The sequence below is a fragment of the Arcobacter caeni genome (assembly GCF_003063245.1).
GTDB classification, from domain to species: Bacteria; Campylobacterota; Campylobacteria; order Campylobacterales; family Arcobacteraceae; genus Aliarcobacter; species Aliarcobacter caeni.
The window spans coordinates 151,778-168,083 of sequence record NZ_MUXE01000003.1; the positions used below are offsets into that span (position 1 = coordinate 151,778).

Annotated in this window: 16 protein-coding genes; 7 read left to right on the forward strand and 9 right to left on the reverse strand. The window is 28.3% G+C overall.

Translation table 11 applies throughout. The annotated features are described in order from the left end of the window. Nucleotides 1–67 precede the first annotated feature (67 nt). From B0174_RS03250 to carA, 5 genes are read left to right on the forward strand one after another with little or no spacing between them, the layout of a single operon-like run. Nucleotides 68–1,174, forward strand: a complete 1,107-nt coding sequence (locus tag B0174_RS03250; protein WP_108558217.1) for a pyridoxal-phosphate-dependent aminotransferase family protein — start codon at nucleotides 68–70, stop codon at nucleotides 1,172–1,174. A 5-nt stretch (nucleotides 1,175–1,179) separates the two neighbouring features. Beyond that, nucleotides 1,180–2,025 carry an ATP phosphoribosyltransferase regulatory subunit gene (locus tag B0174_RS03255; RefSeq protein WP_108558218.1) on the forward strand — a complete coding sequence of 282 codons (846 nt, stop codon included), beginning with the start codon at nucleotides 1,180–1,182 and terminating at the stop codon, nucleotides 2,023–2,025. Between the two features lie 2 nt (nucleotides 2,026–2,027). After that, complete coding sequence (locus B0174_RS03260; protein ID WP_108558219.1) at nucleotides 2,028–3,278, forward strand: adenylosuccinate synthase; 1,251 nt, start codon at nucleotides 2,028–2,030, stop codon at nucleotides 3,276–3,278. A gap of 6 nt (nucleotides 3,279–3,284) precedes the next feature. Further along, nucleotides 3,285–3,836 (forward strand): DUF507 family protein, encoded by a 552-nt coding sequence (locus B0174_RS03265; RefSeq protein ID WP_108558220.1) that lies wholly within the window; start codon nucleotides 3,285–3,287, stop codon nucleotides 3,834–3,836. Beyond that, nucleotides 3,837–4,955 (forward strand): glutamine-hydrolyzing carbamoyl-phosphate synthase small subunit, encoded by a 1,119-nt coding sequence (gene carA, locus B0174_RS03270; RefSeq protein ID WP_108558221.1) that lies wholly within the window; start codon nucleotides 3,837–3,839, stop codon nucleotides 4,953–4,955. It abuts the gene before it with no gap. A gap of 59 nt (nucleotides 4,956–5,014) precedes the next feature. Here carA and B0174_RS03275 read toward each other — a convergent pair whose 3' ends face one another. Genes B0174_RS03275 through B0174_RS03295 form a run of 5 tightly spaced genes read right to left on the reverse strand, consistent with a single transcriptional unit; the run spans nucleotide 5,015 to nucleotide 10,375 of the window. Further along, nucleotides 5,015–5,491 (reverse strand): phosphatidylglycerophosphatase A family protein, encoded by a 477-nt coding sequence (locus B0174_RS03275; protein ID WP_108558222.1) that lies wholly within the window; start codon nucleotides 5,489–5,491, stop codon nucleotides 5,015–5,017. 9 nt (nucleotides 5,492–5,500) lie between these two features. After that, complete coding sequence (locus tag B0174_RS03280; protein WP_108558223.1) at nucleotides 5,501–6,391, reverse strand: DNA-binding transcriptional response regulator; 891 nt, start codon at nucleotides 6,389–6,391, stop codon at nucleotides 5,501–5,503. Further along, nucleotides 6,388–7,509, reverse strand: coding sequence for a bifunctional 2-C-methyl-D-erythritol 4-phosphate cytidylyltransferase/2-C-methyl-D-erythritol 2,4-cyclodiphosphate synthase (locus B0174_RS03285; RefSeq protein WP_108558224.1), 1,122 nt, complete (start codon nucleotides 7,507–7,509; stop codon nucleotides 6,388–6,390). Before B0174_RS03285 ends, B0174_RS03280 begins: the two co-directional genes overlap by 4 nt. 59 nt (nucleotides 7,510–7,568) lie before the next feature. Then, on the reverse strand, nucleotides 7,569–8,390 hold the full coding sequence (locus B0174_RS03290; protein ID WP_108558225.1) for an HDOD domain-containing protein: 822 nt from the start codon (nucleotides 8,388–8,390) through the stop codon (nucleotides 7,569–7,571). Nucleotides 8,391–8,395: 5 nt separating this feature from the next. Next, a complete protein-coding gene (locus B0174_RS03295) occupies nucleotides 8,396–10,375 on the reverse strand; it encodes a hypothetical protein (protein ID WP_108558226.1) in 1,980 nt (659 codons plus the stop codon). A gap of 150 nt (nucleotides 10,376–10,525) precedes the next feature. Here B0174_RS03295 and thiC point away from each other — a divergent pair, with 150 nt between their 5' ends. Both thiC and B0174_RS03305 read left to right on the forward strand, forming a co-directional pair. After that, nucleotides 10,526–11,878 (forward strand): phosphomethylpyrimidine synthase ThiC, encoded by a 1,353-nt coding sequence (thiC, locus tag B0174_RS03300; RefSeq protein WP_108558227.1) that lies wholly within the window; start codon nucleotides 10,526–10,528, stop codon nucleotides 11,876–11,878. Nucleotides 11,879–11,974: 96 nt separating this feature from the next. Continuing rightward, nucleotides 11,975–13,147: an Mrp/NBP35 family ATP-binding protein gene (locus B0174_RS03305; RefSeq protein WP_108558228.1), complete on the forward strand. Its 1,173-nt coding sequence runs from the start codon at nucleotides 11,975–11,977 to the stop codon at nucleotides 13,145–13,147. 37 nt (nucleotides 13,148–13,184) lie between these two features. On the opposite strand, the gene hisIE is transcribed toward B0174_RS03305, so the two are convergent. Genes hisIE through B0174_RS03320 form a run of 4 tightly spaced genes read right to left on the reverse strand, consistent with a single transcriptional unit; the run spans nucleotide 13,185 to nucleotide 16,223 of the window. Beyond that, complete coding sequence (gene hisIE / locus B0174_RS03310) at nucleotides 13,185–13,868, reverse strand: bifunctional phosphoribosyl-AMP cyclohydrolase/phosphoribosyl-ATP diphosphatase HisIE (RefSeq protein ID WP_108558229.1); 684 nt, start codon at nucleotides 13,866–13,868, stop codon at nucleotides 13,185–13,187. Between the two features lie 11 nt (nucleotides 13,869–13,879). After that, on the reverse strand, nucleotides 13,880–14,143 hold the full coding sequence (locus B0174_RS12160; protein ID WP_133174786.1) for a hypothetical protein: 264 nt from the start codon (nucleotides 14,141–14,143) through the stop codon (nucleotides 13,880–13,882). Between the two features lie 31 nt (nucleotides 14,144–14,174). Continuing rightward, a complete protein-coding gene (locus B0174_RS03315) occupies nucleotides 14,175–15,257 on the reverse strand; it encodes an SPFH domain-containing protein (protein ID WP_108558230.1) in 1,083 nt (360 codons plus the stop codon). A 45-nt stretch (nucleotides 15,258–15,302) separates the two neighbouring features. After that, nucleotides 15,303–16,223, reverse strand: a complete 921-nt coding sequence (locus B0174_RS03320; protein ID WP_108558231.1) for a branched-chain amino acid transaminase — start codon at nucleotides 16,221–16,223, stop codon at nucleotides 15,303–15,305. Nucleotides 16,224–16,306 lie beyond the last annotated feature (83 nt).

Consider the following 16,306-nt stretch of genomic DNA (forward strand, 5'->3'; position numbering starts at 1 on the left):
TTCATAATGATTTTTTGGGTAAAATAATTCGTTTTGCTATAAAGAATGAAAAAATAAGGATGTTAAAATGCTATTGACGCCAGGTCCAACTCCAGTACCAGAATTTGTAAGAAAAGCGATGGCTGATATTACGATTCACCATAGAACTGAAGAGTTTGAAGCAATTTTTAAAAATACTAGAGAATTATTAATTGAATTATATGATATGCCTGAGGTTGTAATGTTGGCTTCAAGTGGTACAGGCGCAATGGAAGCTTGTGTTACTAACTTGACATATAAAAAAGCACTTACAATTAATTCAGGAAAATTCGGTGAGAGATTCGGAAAAATTTGTGCTGCTTTTGGTATAGATTACACTGAAATAAAAAATGAATGGAATACTCCTGTGAGTGTTGAAGCGGTTGTAAATGCAGTGAAAGCTGATTCTTCAATAGATGCAATTTTTATTCAAATATGTGAAAGTGCAGGAGGATTGAGACATCCAGTTGAACTTATTGCTGCTGAGGTAAAAAAAATCAATAAAGATATTATGATTATCGCAGATGGAATCACAGCAATTGGTGTTGAAAAAATCGACACAACAAATCTTGATGCTGTAATTACAGGAAGCCAAAAAGCTTTAATGTTACCACCAGGTCTTGCAATAATTGGATTATCAAATGAAGCAGTTGCTAAAATAGAATTAAAACCAAGAGGTTACTATTTTAATTTAGCTACTGAAATTAAAAATCAAAGAAAAAATACAACAGCATGGACAGCTGCTACTACTTTAATCATTGGTTTAGGTGCAATTTTAGAAAAACTAAAAGCTGATGGATTTGATAAATTATTTACACAAACAGCATTAAGAGCAAATGCTACAAGAGAAGCTTTAAAAGCTATTGGATTTGATATTTATCCAAAAACTCCAGCAAATGCCATGACTACTGTTTATACTGAGCAATCAAGTGCAATTAGAAAAATATTAGAAAATAAATATAATGTAAATATTGCAGGTGGACAAGATCACTTAGCTGGTAAAATCTTTAGAATTAATCACATGGGATTAGTTGAAGATTTCGAAGCATCTTGGGCTGTAAATGCTGTTGAATTAGCATTAGATGATTTAGGTATTAGAACATTTGATGGAACTGCTAATAGAGTTTTTGCATTAAATATGTTTAAAGGAAACTAAGAATAATGATTTTTGAACACGAAATTCCAAAAGGAAGTCGATTATACTTTGGTTCAATGGCAAAAGCTAAGAGAAGATTAGAAAATCAAGTTTGTGATATTTTAGATGATTGTGGATTTGAAGAGATATTAACTCCAAATTTCTCGTATTCTCAACATCAAGCAATCGTAAATGAGAAAAAACTAATAAAATTTTCAGATGAACAAAATGAACAAGTATCTTTACGAGCCGACTCTACTTTAGATGTGGTAAGAATAATAACAAAAAGATTAGGTAGAACAACAGCTCATAGAAAATGGTTTTATGTTCAGCCTATTTTTTCTTACCCTTCAAAAGAAGAGTATCAAATTGGATGTGAGTGGATAGATCATCATAATATTTCTGATATTATGAATTTAACAGCAAATATTTTTAAAGCTTTAAAAATAGAGCCAATTTTACAAATATCAAATATTAATGTTCCCGTTCTTGTTTCAAAAGAATTAAATATTGATATCTCTTTATTTAAAAATGGTGAAATTGCTACACTATTTAAATTAAATTGTGAGTGGTTAAATAAACTTTTAAAAGTAAAAGATATAAAAAGTTTAGAAAATGTAATAAAAATTGTTCCTGAATCTATTAAAGAAGAATTAGAAAAACTTCTTTCAAAAGCAAAAGAAGTTGATTATGGAAATATTATTATTGCACCACTTTATTATGGGTCATTAAAATATTACGATGGCATTTACTATCGAGTAATAAATGATAATTTAACTTTATGTAAAGGTGGAATGTACTCAAGTGAAGGAATAAGCTCACTAGGTTTTGCACTGTATACAGATAATTTATTAAAAATTTTAGAGGATTAAGAATGAGCGCAGATATAATAGTTGGTATCCAATGGGGAGACGAAGGAAAAGGTAAGATAGTTGATATGCTTGCTCAAAAATATGACATGGTTTGTAGAAGCCAAGGTGGACATAATGCTGGTCATACTATTTGGGTTGATGGTGTAAAATATGCACTTCACTTAGTTCCATCAGGAATTTTAAATCCAAAAGCTGTAAATGTAATTGGAAATGGTGTTGTTTTATCACCTGAAAATATCATCAAAGAAATGAGTCAATTTCAAAATTTAGAAGGAAGACTTTTTATTTCTGATAAAGCACATTTAAATTTACCATATCATGCATTAATTGATCAAGCAAAAGAGAGATTAAGAGGTGCAAAAGCTATTGGAACAACTGGAAAAGGAATCGGACCTGCTTATTCTGATAAAATAAATAGAGTTGGACATAGAGTTGGTGAATTACTTAATCCTACAAAATTAACTAAATCTATTTTAGAATATTTTGAACAAAATAGAGCGATTTTTGATGTATTAGAAATTGCAACTCCTAATGAAAAAGAGTTATTAGAAGAGTTAAATTCTTATAAAGAAAAATTAGCACCATTTATTACAAATACAACAAATATGGTTTGGAAAGCACTTGATGAAAATAAAAGAATTTTACTTGAGGGCGCTCAAGGAACGATGCTTGATATTGACCATGGAACATATCCTTATGTAACTAGTTCAAATACAGTAAGTGCTGGTTCTTGTACAGGTTTAGGATTGAGTCCTAAAGATGTAGGAATGGTTACTGGTATTACAAAAGCTTATTGTACACGAGTAGGAAATGGACCTTTCCCATCAGAAGATTTTGGTGATGATGGTGAAACTATGGCTCAAGTTGGTAAAGAGTTTGGGACAACAACAGGAAGAAAAAGAAGATGTGGTTGGTTTGATGCCGTTGCAGTTAAACACGCTTCTAGATTAAATGGTTGTGACCAATTAGCTTTAATGAAACTTGATGTTTTAGATGGTTTTGCTAAAATAAAAATCTGCGTAGCTTATGAATTAGATGGACAAAAAATAAATTATGTTCCAACTTGTTTAGAAAATGTTAAAGCTATTTATGAAGAGATTGATGGTTGGGAAAGTGTTGTTGGAATTAGAGATTATGATAAATTACCAGCAAATGCAAAAAAATATATAGAGAAAATAGAAGAAGTTACTTCTGTTAAAGTTGGAATCGTTTCAACATCTCCTGAACGAGATGACACAATTATAAGGGGGTAAAAACGCATGAGAATGAAATTACATCATACACCGTATGTCTCAAGAAGAATTACAAGAGATTTGATTAGTTGTGACTTTGTTGAGGTTAGAAAAGAGAAGCACAGTATTGAAGCAGAAGTTGAAAGAATATTAGATGCTGATTTAGAAAAAGAGTTTGGTCTAGATGAAAAAGTTCAAGAAATTTTAGAAGCTCAAGAAGAAGAAATCGAGTATTTAAATGCAGATAGAAGACAACTTTTTTGGATGACTAAAAAAAGATTAGCTAATGATTTTGGCGTAATTTTAAATAATGAAGATAGATTTTCAGATATTGCCCACCAAATATTAGATTATTTATGGGAAGAAGATTTTATACATTATACATGTTCTGATAATCAAATCAAAAATGTAATTTTCGCTTCTTTAGATGACTTTATGAAAGGCTTTGAAAAAGCTGACCATGAAGTTATGGCTAAATTAAAAAATTATAAAAGAAAATTAATACCAGGAACTGATGATTATGATCTTGTATATCATAGATTATATGAAGAGGAATTAACAAAAAGAGGATTGATATAAATGCAAAAAGTATGGATATATTTAGAAAATGGGACTTTTTTAGAAGCGAAATCTTTTGGTGCAACAGGAACATCTGTTGGAGAAATAGTTTTTAATACATCATTAACTGGATACCAAGAAATTATTTCAGATCCTTCTTATGCTGGTCAATTTATTACTTTTACAATGCCAGAAATTGGAAATGTTGGAGTTAATGATAATGATATGGAAAGTAGAAAGTGTCATTGTAAAGGTGTATTAGTTAGAAATTATCATAGTGAATATTCAAATTACAGAGCTCAAAATGATTTAGATTCTTTATTAAAAGAACATGGAGTTTTGGGGATTTGTGATATTGATACTAGATATTTAACAAAAATGATTAGAGATGAGGGAGCTATGATGATGATAGCTTCAACTGAAATTTCTTCTAAAGATGAATTAGTAAAACAATTAAAAGCAAGTCCACGAATCGAAGACATAAATTATATTGAAATTGTATCAACAAAAGAGTCTTATGTTCATAAATCAGGTGCTTGGAATCATGCTATCAAAGCTTATGATAAAGCAGTTATGAGTGATAAAAAAGTTGTTGTTATTGACTTTGGAGTTAAAAGAAATATTTTAAATGAACTTGTTAACTCAGGTTTAGAAGTGGAAGTTGTACCATCAACTTTTAAAGCAGATGATTTAATCGCAAGATTTGAAGCAAAAGAAATAGGTGGGATTTTCTTATCAAATGGTCCTGGTGATCCACTTACTTTAATAGCTGAAAAAGAACAAGTTCAAAAACTTGTAGAGACAGATATTCCAATTTTTGCAATTTGTTTAGGTCATCAAATGTTATCAATCGCCCATGGATATGATACATATAAACTAAAATTTGGACAACATGGTGGTAACCATCCGGTTGCAAATAATGGAGTTGTTGAAATCACAGCACAAAATCATAACTATAATGTTCCTGATAATATTGTAGAAATTGCAGATGTAACACATTTAAATTTATTTGATAATACTATTGAAGGTGTTAAGTACAAAAATAAAGAGATTTTTTCAGTTCAACATCACCCAGAAGCAAGTCCTGGTCCTCATGAGTCAAAATATATCTTTGGCGAATTTGCAAAGATTGTAAAATAGACTTTTTAATAAAAAAAGGGGAAGTTTAGATAAACTTCCCCTTTTTTAATGAATTAAATTTATAATATAAACTTAGAAATCAACTGATAAACTCCAGCACTAGCGATTCCTGCTGCGATTCCGGCAACAATATCATCACCCATAACACCTAATCCACCTTTTACATCTCTGTCGATTTTTCCTATAAATGATGGTTTCCAAATATCAAATAATCTAAAAAATAAAAATGCTATTGGTGCCATGTATAAGATATTTGAACTATTAATTCCGCAAATAGATAGTGTAATCCACATTCCTGCTAATTCATCTATTACAATCTCTTTCCCATCATGCATACCTACTTCTTTTTCATAAATATCAATTTGTTTTATTGCAATTACGGTAATTAATAAAGACAATAAAAATAGAGTTGATACATGCAAAAATTCAAGTAAAAATAATCCAATAATCAAAGATACAAATGAACCCACTGTTCCTGGTGCTTTTGGGCTTAATCCACTAAATCCAACTGTTAAAAAGAATTTTCTTAAATTCATAATTTATCCTTATTTTTTCTTTTCAATATCTAGTTTTTTTCGTTTTTCCCAAAGAGATTTTCTTGAAATTCCTAGTTTTTTTGATAGTTCCGTATCTGGATATTTATTTTGATAAGAAACAACCATCATTTTCACATAATCATTTATTGTCATAATATTTGAGTTTCCGATCAGTTGATTTTCATTATTAAACTCTATTTTTCTATACGGAAATTCTAATTCAGTTTCTAAAGTTGAAACAACACAATTTTTGTCTTCGATAAATTTTATAACAGTATCTTTTGCATTCTTTTTTAAAGTATGAAAATCAGTAAGATAAATGATTGATTTACCTTGAATAACATTTACTTGTTTTTGCCATGATGTTGAAGTCAAAGAGACAAAATTAATAGGTAAATCCATTTTTCGTGAAAGTTCAAAAACTAACTTATCTGCAAATTTTTGAGAATTAGATTCGATTAAAGTTGGAAATGACGGAGGCAATAAAACATCTGTTGTATCAATTTCAGCCATTGTAAATTCAAAATATTCTTTTAATGTTTGTAACTCTCTTTTTAAACTTCTGCAATCTTTATAGTGATAAATTTTTCTAATTAATTCATCCATAATAAATGGTTTCATAATATAATCTTTTGCACCATCTTTAATAGGATTGGTAACCGTTTCATCTGAAATATAAGAAACTAAAAGCAGTATAATTGAATTTTCTGAATATTTTTTTATAATATTTTTGCATAAAGCAGATGGCAATGATGTTGATAAAAGAATAGTGTCGTAATCTTTTGTTAGATTATCAATATTTGGTGATTCAATATAATCACAACTATGTCCATCATCAAGCAATCTTGACACAACTTTTTGTGCTAGATAAATCTCATTTTCAATAATTAATATATTCATTTTTGCTTCCAATTATAATATTTCAGTGTAGCTATACTTTGAACAGCTACTCCCTCTGCTCGTCCTATAAATCCCATTTTTTCAGCAGTTGTTGCTTTTACATTAATAAATTGTTTTTCAATATTCATTAACGCAGCTAATGAACTTTTTATTTCATGTTTAAATGGATTTATTTTTGGTTTTTGTGCGATAATTGTTGTATCTATATTTACAATTTCATAACCAACATTGTAAATAAATCTAACAATATGTTCTAATAAAAGTTTTGAATCAATACCTTTATACTTTTCATCCGTATCAGGGAAAAATTCTCCAATATCTCCAGCTCCACAAGCACCTAAAAGTGCATCAATAATTGAGTGAATTAAAACATCTCCATCACTGTGAGCTTTAAATCCATATTCGTAAGGAAGTTTAACTCCTCCTAAAAACATCTCTTTGTTATCTTCAAAGGCGTGAATATCAAAACCTGTTCCTGTAAAAAAATTGTTTGATGGTGACTTTAAAGGAAGTTCATCTAATTCATTTCCTAAAGTTAGTTTTTTGCTTTCAATACTTCCTTGAATATATTTGATTGTTCCATTTATTGCTTTTATAGCTGAACTTTCATCTGTGAATTCAATTTGAGTATTTAAGGCATTTTTTAAAGTTTTTGTTAGGGAAAGTTGTGGTGTTTGGATTAATTTTACTTCATCTCTATTTATCGTAGTTGTTTCATAAATTACTGTATCAGTCACATTTAAAACAGGAACAATACAATCTGCATTTTCTTTTTCATCTAAAAGATTTTTAATTACACTTTGGGGAATACAAGCTCGTGCTACATCACTTATCATTACATATTTTGTTGTTACAAACTCTAAGCAGTTTAAAATAGATTTTTGTCTAGTTTGTCCACCTTTTACAAAAGTAAAATCATCTGTGAAATTTTTCATATAATTTAATTCATCTTCATGGGAAGCAACAATGATTTTATCAAATTGTGAAAATGAAGCTAATCTTTTAGTGACACTTAGCCATAAAGGAATATTTTCTATTCTAATCCATTGTTTTTTTGTTTTATGTTCAAACCGTGAAGAATTACCCGCGCATAAAACAATGAGTGTAACATCTAACAACAAAAACCCCTTTGTGTAAAAAAGTTACAAATTATAGTATATACTTACTTATGCATAAGTTAAGAATTTTGATTAATTACCTCTTTTATGACATCAATAGAGTTTACAAAATGTTCAATATCAAAACCATATAAACTTACTTTTTCTAAAGCTTTGTGAATATTCTCATCACTTAATGGATAACGAATATCACATAGGATTTTGATGATTTCTAAAATTTGAGCTTTTGTTTTAAATTCATTAGGACAAGATTCGATATTTTCTGTAAAGGCAATAGGAATAATTATATTAGGGCTTATGTTCCATTGTTTAAAAATATTAGCAGTAATTCTTGCACAACTATATCCTAGGAACTCTTTTTCACAAAAAGTCGTATCTTTAGTCTCTTCTAATTCCATTAGAAATTCTTCGGATTTTCTATTTTTTTGGATTACTTCTGAAATGATAAATTTGCCAACTTCTTGTAAAAATGCAGGTAAAAGTAACTCATTTCTCAAATCAAGATTTATATTTGAAACCCAAGTGTTTACAATATTACTTGCTAATGCACTAACAAAAAGAAAGTCTTCATTTTTTACAGCATATGCTAATAAATTGCTATTTATTGTATTTTGAATTGCACTGCCAATAGCAATTGAAATTGTAAAATTAATTCCAAGTAGGTTTATTGCTCTACTTAAAGTCTCGATTCTACTTTTAAATCCAAACATACTAGAGTTTGCAATTTTTAAAATGGTTACTATCATTAAAGGATCTTCTTCAATAATAGAAATCAATTTTTTAATATCGTTATTTCCAATACTTTTATATTTTTCAAGTTCAATTACACTTGATGGAAGTTGTGGTAAAGAGTTTATCTCTTCTAGTAAATCTTTTTTCATAAATATCAATACTTTATATTAATTTCATCATCTTCATTAATTAGAAGATTGTATTTTGTATCTTTTTCTTTAAAATTATCTAATACTTTGTAAATGTTTTCTCTAATAAAAACTTCATTTTCTTCTAAAACTAATAAAAAACTTGCTTTATATATAGTTGTAAAAATGAATCTAATCGTATATCTTGATAAAATAAGTTGATGATCTTCAAAACCTGTTTCTAAAGTAGTTAATTCTTGAGTTGTTTCAAAAATTTCAGTTTGACACAATCCATGAAATATATTATTTGAAATAAAACTTTCTAAAGAAGATTTAATCTCATCTATTAAAGTAGTCTGCTTAATTTTGTTTTTTATTATTGAAAATTCGTTTTCTAAACTTTTATGTTTAGTTTTTAAAAATTCATCTAAAATCAAATCTGTTGAGAGTTGAATATTATTTAAAATCTTAGAATTTAGCTCATTATATTCATTTAAAAGAATTTCTAAACCATTAATTTGTATAAAAGTAGCATATAATTTTTTTGCTTTTTCTAAATCAATTTGATTTGTTGAATAAAACAAAGAGATACTTAAATATATTTTTGAATAAATGCATAATAAATGAGATGCTATTTTATAGTCATTTACATAGGCATGAATTTTAGTCAAAACATCTTCAATTTCTGAATTATATTTGTATTTAATTGATTTATTTATACATAAATCAAAAATTGCTAATTTAAAATATTCATGATAATCATTTTTTATAGGATTATATTGTGTAAGTATTTGAGCAATATGATAATACTTATAAATAGGAATATTTTCATCAAAATATAAAAGTTGAAAAATTATCTCAATATTTGTACTTGTTAAATTATCTTGTGAAAAAATAAAATCATTAATAACTGAATTATAATCAAGCTTTTTCATAAAATCTTTATGTACTTCATAAGTAGTTAAAAGTGAATTTAAAAGATTATTTTGAAACTCTTCTAGGTTTGTTGCAATCACTTCACTTGGGAGATATAAACTAAAATTTTTATAATAAAACCTTAAAATCTTTTGAAAATATTCTGAATCAAAATATAAATTTTCATCAAGATTAGATTTTAAATCTTTTATTAGCGTTAAAATAAGAACTGAACAATTCTTTTTAAATATTAAAAATTCAAAAGAATCTATATTTTCATTTCCAAAATTACTATCTTTTGATAAAATATAACCATCTTCATATCTTTCAAGAACTAATAAATATTTTTTAAAAGTAGTTTTTAAATTATTTATATCTATTTTAATATCGTCATAAGAAAAGTAATATAAATATTTTCCTTGAATGTTATTTAGTTTGTTTAATTTATTTTTATCAAGTAAAATAGTAAATTTTATTATATTTATAGATTCTGTCATTAAATCAATAAAAAATTGAATAGATTTTTTTTCAATAAAATCAATAGCATTAAAACTACATATTAATGTAATTGTTTTTAATAATAGAATGTATGAATCAAAAGTTAGAGAAAATAGTTTTTCATCTTTTGAAAATAATTCTTGTAATTTTGTTTCATAAAACCTAAATATATTGGAAAGCGCATCAAAATCGTAGTTATTATATGACTCTAAAATCTTTTGATTTGTTCCAATACTTAAGATATGCAAAATAATATTAATGTCTTTAAAAAAATAAATAGAGTCTTTTTTTCTAATATTAAAAATCTTTTTTTCAATATAAAAATTTATATTTTCTTTAAATGTAAGATTTTTTAAAAATAAATCTTCTAAATCTTCTGGAATTTTTTCTTTTTTTATAAATAAAGTTTCGATGTAATTAATAGTATATAAGATGTTTTTTTCAATAGAACTTATTAGTTGGTTGTCATTTTCTAAGATATTATATTTTTCTAATATGAAATCTATTTGTTTTATACAATCTTGTTGTTCTAATTCTTTATTTGTATAAAAAGAAAAAGAAGCGGAGTTTATAGAATTTTTATCAATAATCATTTCTACTCCTATTGTATATTTGCTTTTATTATATAGAAAAGAAACTTATACAAATAATAATTTAAAAATAAGGGAAGAATTAAGGTTCTCTAAATATTTTTAGCTATAATCGATTTACATTTCAAATATAATAAACTATAGGATTTTAAAATGAGAACTTGGTTAGACAATCATAAAAACGACAAAATTAGAACTCAAATGTATTATGCAAAACAAGGAATTATTACGCCAGATATGGAATATGTGGCAAAAATTGAGAAACTTGAACCTGAGCTTATACGAGCTGAGATTGAAAGAGGAAGATTAATAATCCCTGCAAATGTTAACCATAAACATCTAGTTCCAATGGCAATTGGAATTGCATCTTCATGCAAAATAAACGCGAACATTGGTTCTTCTGCACTTGCTTCAAATGTTGAAGGTGAAATAGAAAAAGTTGATGTTTGTTTAAAATATGGTGCTGATACAATCATGGATTTAAGTACAGGTGGTGACTTAGATATGATTAGAACAGCTGTAATAAAACACTCAACTGTGCCTATTGGAACAGTTCCTATTTATCAAATTTTACACGATGTAAAAGACAAAATTGAAGATTTATCTATTGAAGTTATGTTAAAAGTTATTGAAAAACAGGCTCAACAAGGGGTTTCATATTTTACAATTCATGCTGGATTCTTACTTGAATTTATGCCTCATGTTGCAAAAAGAAAAATGGGAATAGTTTCAAGAGGTGGTTCTTTAATGGCTGCTTGGATGATGCATTATCATAGAGAAAATCCATTTTATGAAGCATTTGATGAGATTTTAGATATTTGTGCAAAATATGATGTTTCTTTATCTTTAGGAGATTCATTAAGACCTGGATGTTTAGCTGATGCGTCTGATGAAGCACAATTGAGAGAATTAAAAGTTCTTGGAGAATTAACTTTAAGAGCTTGGGAAAAAAATGTTCAAGTTATGATTGAAGGTCCAGGACATGTTCCTTTAAATCAAATTGAAAGAAATATGAAACTTGAAAAAGAGTATTGTCATGAAGCTCCTTTTTATATCTTAGGACCACTTACAACTGATATTGCTGCTGGTTATGATCATATTTCATCTGCTATTGGTGCAGCTGTTGGTGGATGGCATGGAGCATCAATGCTTTGTTATGTAACACCAAAAGAGCATTTAGGTTTACCAAATGCTGAGGATGTTAGAAATGGAATCATTGCATATAAAATTGCAGCACACTCGGCTGATATTGCAAGAGGAAGAAAAGGTGCAAGAGATATTGATGATGAAATGAGTGATGCTAGATATGGTTTTGATTGGAATAGACAATTTGAATTATGTTTAGATCCGGAGAGAGCAAAAGAGTACCATGATGAAACACTTCCTCAAGATGTATTTAAAGAAGCAGAGTTTTGTTCTATGTGTGGACCAAAATTTTGTTCATATAAAATAACTCAAAAAATTGTAAAAGAGCACGGTCAAGCAATGCTTGATATTGCAAACTAAAATTTAATAAAAATAGGATTAATAGCTATCAATTAAGACAAGAATTATCCTATTTTAATTATAATATTCAAAATATAAATATTAAAGGATTTTTCTATGGCAAATGTTGAAGATATTAAAAAAGAACTAGAAAATGTTAAGTATCCAGGTTTTGCAAAATCAATTGTTGAATTTGGATTTGTAAAAGATATTCAAGTAAATGGAACAAATTGTTTAGTTTCACTTGATATTACATCTACAGCTCCTGAAGTTGAAGCTCAATTAACAAAAGAAATCAATGCCTGTTTAAGTGCTATTGGAATGAATTTAACTCTGAATTTTAACAAACCTCAAGAAGCAAAACAATCAAGTAATAGTGTAAGTGGAAAAAATATTGCACCACAAATTAAAAAAATTGTAATGGTAAGTTCTGGAAAAGGTGGAGTTGGGAAATCAACTACAACTGTAAACTTAGCAGTTGCAGCTGCAATGCAAGGTAAAAAAGTTGGTATTCTTGATGCTGACATTTATGGACCAAATATCCCTCGTATGATGGGTTTAAATGGTAAAGAAGTAGAAGTTGTAGGAGACAAAGCAAAACCATTAAATGCTTATGGTGTTGATGTTATGTCTATGGGAATGCTAATGGAAGAAGGTCAAGCTCTTATTTGGAGAGGGGCTATGATTATGAAAGCCATTCAACAATTATTAAGAGATATTTTGTGGGAAGAATTAGATATATTATTTATTGATATGCCTCCAGGAACTGGTGATGCTCAATTAACATTGGCTCAAAGTGTACCTGTAAGTGCTGGAATTAATGTTACAACTCCTCAACATGTTGCCCTTGATGATTCAAGAAGATCTTTAGATATGTTTAAAAAACTTCATATTCCAGTTGCTGGAATTGTTGAAAATATGAGTGGATTTATTTGTCCTTCTTGTAATACAGAATCTGATATTTTTGGAATGGGAACTTGTGAAGCATTAGCAGTTCAATATGATACGCAAGTATTAGCAAATTTACCAATTGAACCAGCTATTAGAGAGGGTGGAGATATTGGAAAACCTATTGTTTACTTTAATCCTGAATCTATTTCAGCAAAAAGATATATGATTGCTGCTGATAAATTAATTGCATTTTTAGAAAGTGTTGATGATAATATTAGTAATTCAGCAATTCAACCAACAACACCTCCAGGTGTTAGTGCATGCTCAACGGCTGCTAAACCAAAAGAAGAGCCAAAAAAGAGTGATGAAAGTTGTGGTACTGGATGTGGTTGCCACTAGTAGTATTTAGATAAAAAGCCTTTTGGCTTTTTTCTAACTATTTTTCACTTCTTGAGTTTTTTTCTTCAATCCCAGAAATTCCAAATCTTCTAGCTAATTCTTGTTTAACTCTATCAGGACTAATATTTTTAGATGCAAGTGCTACTAAAACATGATATGTTATATCAGCAGCTTCATAAATAATTTCATCAGTATCGTTATCTTTTATAGCAAAAGTAAACTCACCTGATTCTTCAACTATTTTTTTAAGCATAGAGTTTTGTTTGCCTTGAAGAAGTTTTGCTGTGTATGATTTACTTGGATCATCATTTTTTTTCTCTTGGATAGTGTGATATAAAGTATCAATTATTCCATAAGCATTAGCTGTATTTATTTCTACATCACTTATTGTTTCATTTGTATTAAGGTTTGTAAAAAAGCAAGATTTTCTTCCTGTATGACATGCAACTCCTGATTGATTTACTTTTAAAAGTAATGTATCATTATCACAATCAATCAAAATTTCTACTATTTCTTGTAAGTGATTTGAACTTTCACCTTTTTTCCAAATTCTTTGTTTACTTCTGCTGAAATAGTGAGCAAACGAAGTTTTTATTGTTAATTCAAGTGCTTCTTGATTCATATATGCAAGCATTAAAACTTCATTTGTAGTTGCATCTTGAGTAATTACTGGAATTAAATTATCCATCTTTTCCCAATCTATTTTATTCAGTTGTTCCATAATCTTTTCCTTTAAAAATTTGTTTTAACATCGACTTTCCAGTAATCGATAGTTCTTTCTTCTTTATTAATATTCATATCAAATCCAAAATCATATTTTTCTTTATGTGCTTTTTCTTCTTCTTTTCTAAATTCTTTAGTTTCTTCATATTTAATAGTTTCATCATATTTTATTTCAGGTTTTATTATTACAACAGATTTTACCTGTTTTGCAGAAACAGTATTTGTTAGGATTAGAGAAGAAATGAAGATTAATAAAAAAGAGACTTTTCTCATGGTTTTAAAAGAAGTAGTTTCCTACTTCTTTTTATTTACTTATAATAGCATCTCTTGATTTGTCTTTTGTATCAACCCAAATATTTGGAGTTGAACCACCAGGAGTTAAGAAAATTTTTGCATCTTTGTTTTCTCTTAATGCTTCGTTGAATTTCCCTTGAACTTCAATTTGTTGCATATTTAATAAACTAGGAGTTAAAGATTCAGCTATAGATTTATTAGCAACAGCTTGTGCTTTTGCTTCAATAGTTACAGCATCAGCTCTACCTTGTGCTTCAATTCTTTTAGCTTCTGCTTCTCCAGTTGCTTGTGCAGCTCTTTTTTCAGCTTCTTGTTTTGCTCTTAAAACTTCGTATCTTACTCTTTCAGATTCTTGATTTGCAATTTGAACTCTTTCAATCTGCTCTTTAATTTTCTCAGGAAGTACGATTTCTCTTAATTGAACAGATTCAACTGTAACAGATGCATCTGCTAAATCAGTAACTTGTTGTTTAATTAAACTATCAAGCATTGTAGCAATTTCATTTCTTTTCATTGGAAGTTCTTCTGCATTGAATCCACCAACAACATTTCTTACAACATTTCTTACAACTGGATTTACTATCTTATCTTCCCAAGATAATCCCCATGTAGCAATAGTAGCAGGTGCTCCTGAAGCTGTAAGTCTATATTGAACTGTAAGTTCAATAGAAACAGGTAAACCTCTTGAATCAAGAACACTAATTGCTGGATTTATTTTAATACTTGCATCAAATCCACTCATTTCTTCAATACTTCTATAGTTTAAAAGTCTTACTTTAGTATCAACAATTATAACTTTTTGAAAAACTGGCATATAAAAATGGAAACCAGGATTTAATGGAACTTCATCATATTTACCTGTTGTTGCTTTAATCCCAACTTGTCCTGATTCAATAATTACAAATGGTTTAAACATAAAAAGTGCAGCAATAACAATAATAACCACATAAAACATTCCTGCTTTTTTACCAAAATTTTTGAAAAATTCAGGTGTCTCAAATGGAGGTTGAAAGTTTCCTCCCCCACTATTGTTGTTATTTCCACCACCGTTATTCTGTTGTCTGTTTTTAAAATAGTCGTTATCTATTGGCATAATTTCCCTTGATTTAATTATTTAGTTAGCTAATAATAATTAAGATTAGTTAACATATGTTAAATACTTAACATACTTTTCGTTTTTACCAGCTACTACATCAAAGTATGCTGATTGTATTTTTTCTGTGATTGGACCTCTTGATCCACAACCAATAATTCTTGCATCTACATCTCTAATTGGAGTTATTTCAGCAGCTGTTCCTGTGAAAAATGCTTCATCAGCAATATAAACTTCTTCTCTTGAAATTCTTCTTCTAATAACTGGAATTCCTAAATCAGCAGCTAATTCAATAACAGTTGCTTGTGTAATTGATTCTAAAGTATTATCATTTGGAGGAGTGATTAATGCACCATCTCTTACAATAAAGAAACAAGCACCTGAAGCTTCTGCGATATACCCTTGGTCATCTCTTAATAATGCTTCATCATATCCAGCTTCAACAGCTTCATATTTTGCCATTTGAGAATTTAGATAATTTGCAACTGCTTTTGCTTTTCCCATACCTGAAGTATTTGGAGTTCTTGTAAATGATGAAATTTTTACTCTTACACCTTTTTTAAGACCTTCTTCTCCTAAATAAGCTCCCCATTCCCATGCAGAAACTGAAACTTGTACAGGTGCATCTTTGTGATATAATCCCATAACTCCGTAACCTAAGTATACTAATGGTCTTATATAAGCACCCTCAAATAATTCATTTTTTTGCAATAATTCAACTTGAGCCTTATTTAATTCTTCAAGTGTAAAAGGTACATTCATTAGTGTCATTTTTGAAGAGTTTAATAATCTTTGTGTATGTTCATTTAATTTGAAAATAGCACATCTTCCATCAACAGTTTTGTATGCTTTTGTTCCTTCAATTGCACCATTTCCATAATGAAGAGTATGGCTTAATACATGTACTTTTGCATCATTCCAATTTACAAATTCTCCATCCATCCATATATATTTTGACTCAGTCATTTTATTAATTCCTAATAATTAAATTTTAATGATTATTCTAGCCAAGATAATATTAAAGTAAACTCTTAAGAATGGGATTATAA

What these genes read in the sequence shown, in the direction of transcription:
- B0174_RS03250 (WP_108558217.1), top strand. Translation starts at nt 68, where the DNA reads ATGCTATTGACGCCAGGTCCAACTCCAGTACCAGAATTTGTAAGAAAA.
- B0174_RS03255 (WP_108558218.1), top strand. Translation starts at nt 1,180, where the DNA reads ATGATTTTTGAACACGAAATTCCAAAAGGAAGTCGATTATACTTTGGT.
- B0174_RS03260 (WP_108558219.1), top strand. Translation starts at nt 2,028, where the DNA reads ATGAGCGCAGATATAATAGTTGGTATCCAATGGGGAGACGAAGGAAAA.
- B0174_RS03265 (WP_108558220.1), top strand. Translation starts at nt 3,285, where the DNA reads ATGAGAATGAAATTACATCATACACCGTATGTCTCAAGAAGAATTACA.
- carA (WP_108558221.1), top strand. Translation starts at nt 3,837, where the DNA reads ATGCAAAAAGTATGGATATATTTAGAAAATGGGACTTTTTTAGAAGCG.
- B0174_RS03275 (WP_108558222.1), bottom strand. Translation starts at nt 5,491, where the DNA reads ATGAATTTAAGAAAATTCTTTTTAACAGTTGGATTTAGTGGATTAAGC.
- B0174_RS03280 (WP_108558223.1), bottom strand. Translation starts at nt 6,391, where the DNA reads ATGAATATATTAATTATTGAAAATGAGATTTATCTAGCACAAAAAGTT.
- B0174_RS03290 (WP_108558225.1), bottom strand. Translation starts at nt 8,390, where the DNA reads ATGAAAAAAGATTTACTAGAAGAGATAAACTCTTTACCACAACTTCCA.
- B0174_RS03295 (WP_108558226.1), bottom strand. Translation starts at nt 10,375, where the DNA reads ATGATTATTGATAAAAATTCTATAAACTCCGCTTCTTTTTCTTTTTAT.
- thiC (WP_108558227.1), top strand. Translation starts at nt 10,526, where the DNA reads ATGAGAACTTGGTTAGACAATCATAAAAACGACAAAATTAGAACTCAA.
- B0174_RS03305 (WP_108558228.1), top strand. Translation starts at nt 11,975, where the DNA reads ATGGCAAATGTTGAAGATATTAAAAAAGAACTAGAAAATGTTAAGTAT.
- hisIE (WP_108558229.1), bottom strand. Translation starts at nt 13,868, where the DNA reads ATGGAACAACTGAATAAAATAGATTGGGAAAAGATGGATAATTTAATT.
- B0174_RS12160 (WP_133174786.1), bottom strand. Translation starts at nt 14,143, where the DNA reads ATGAGAAAAGTCTCTTTTTTATTAATCTTCATTTCTTCTCTAATCCTA.
- B0174_RS03315 (WP_108558230.1), bottom strand. Translation starts at nt 15,257, where the DNA reads ATGCCAATAGATAACGACTATTTTAAAAACAGACAACAGAATAACGGT.
- B0174_RS03320 (WP_108558231.1), bottom strand. Translation starts at nt 16,223, where the DNA reads ATGACTGAGTCAAAATATATATGGATGGATGGAGAATTTGTAAATTGG.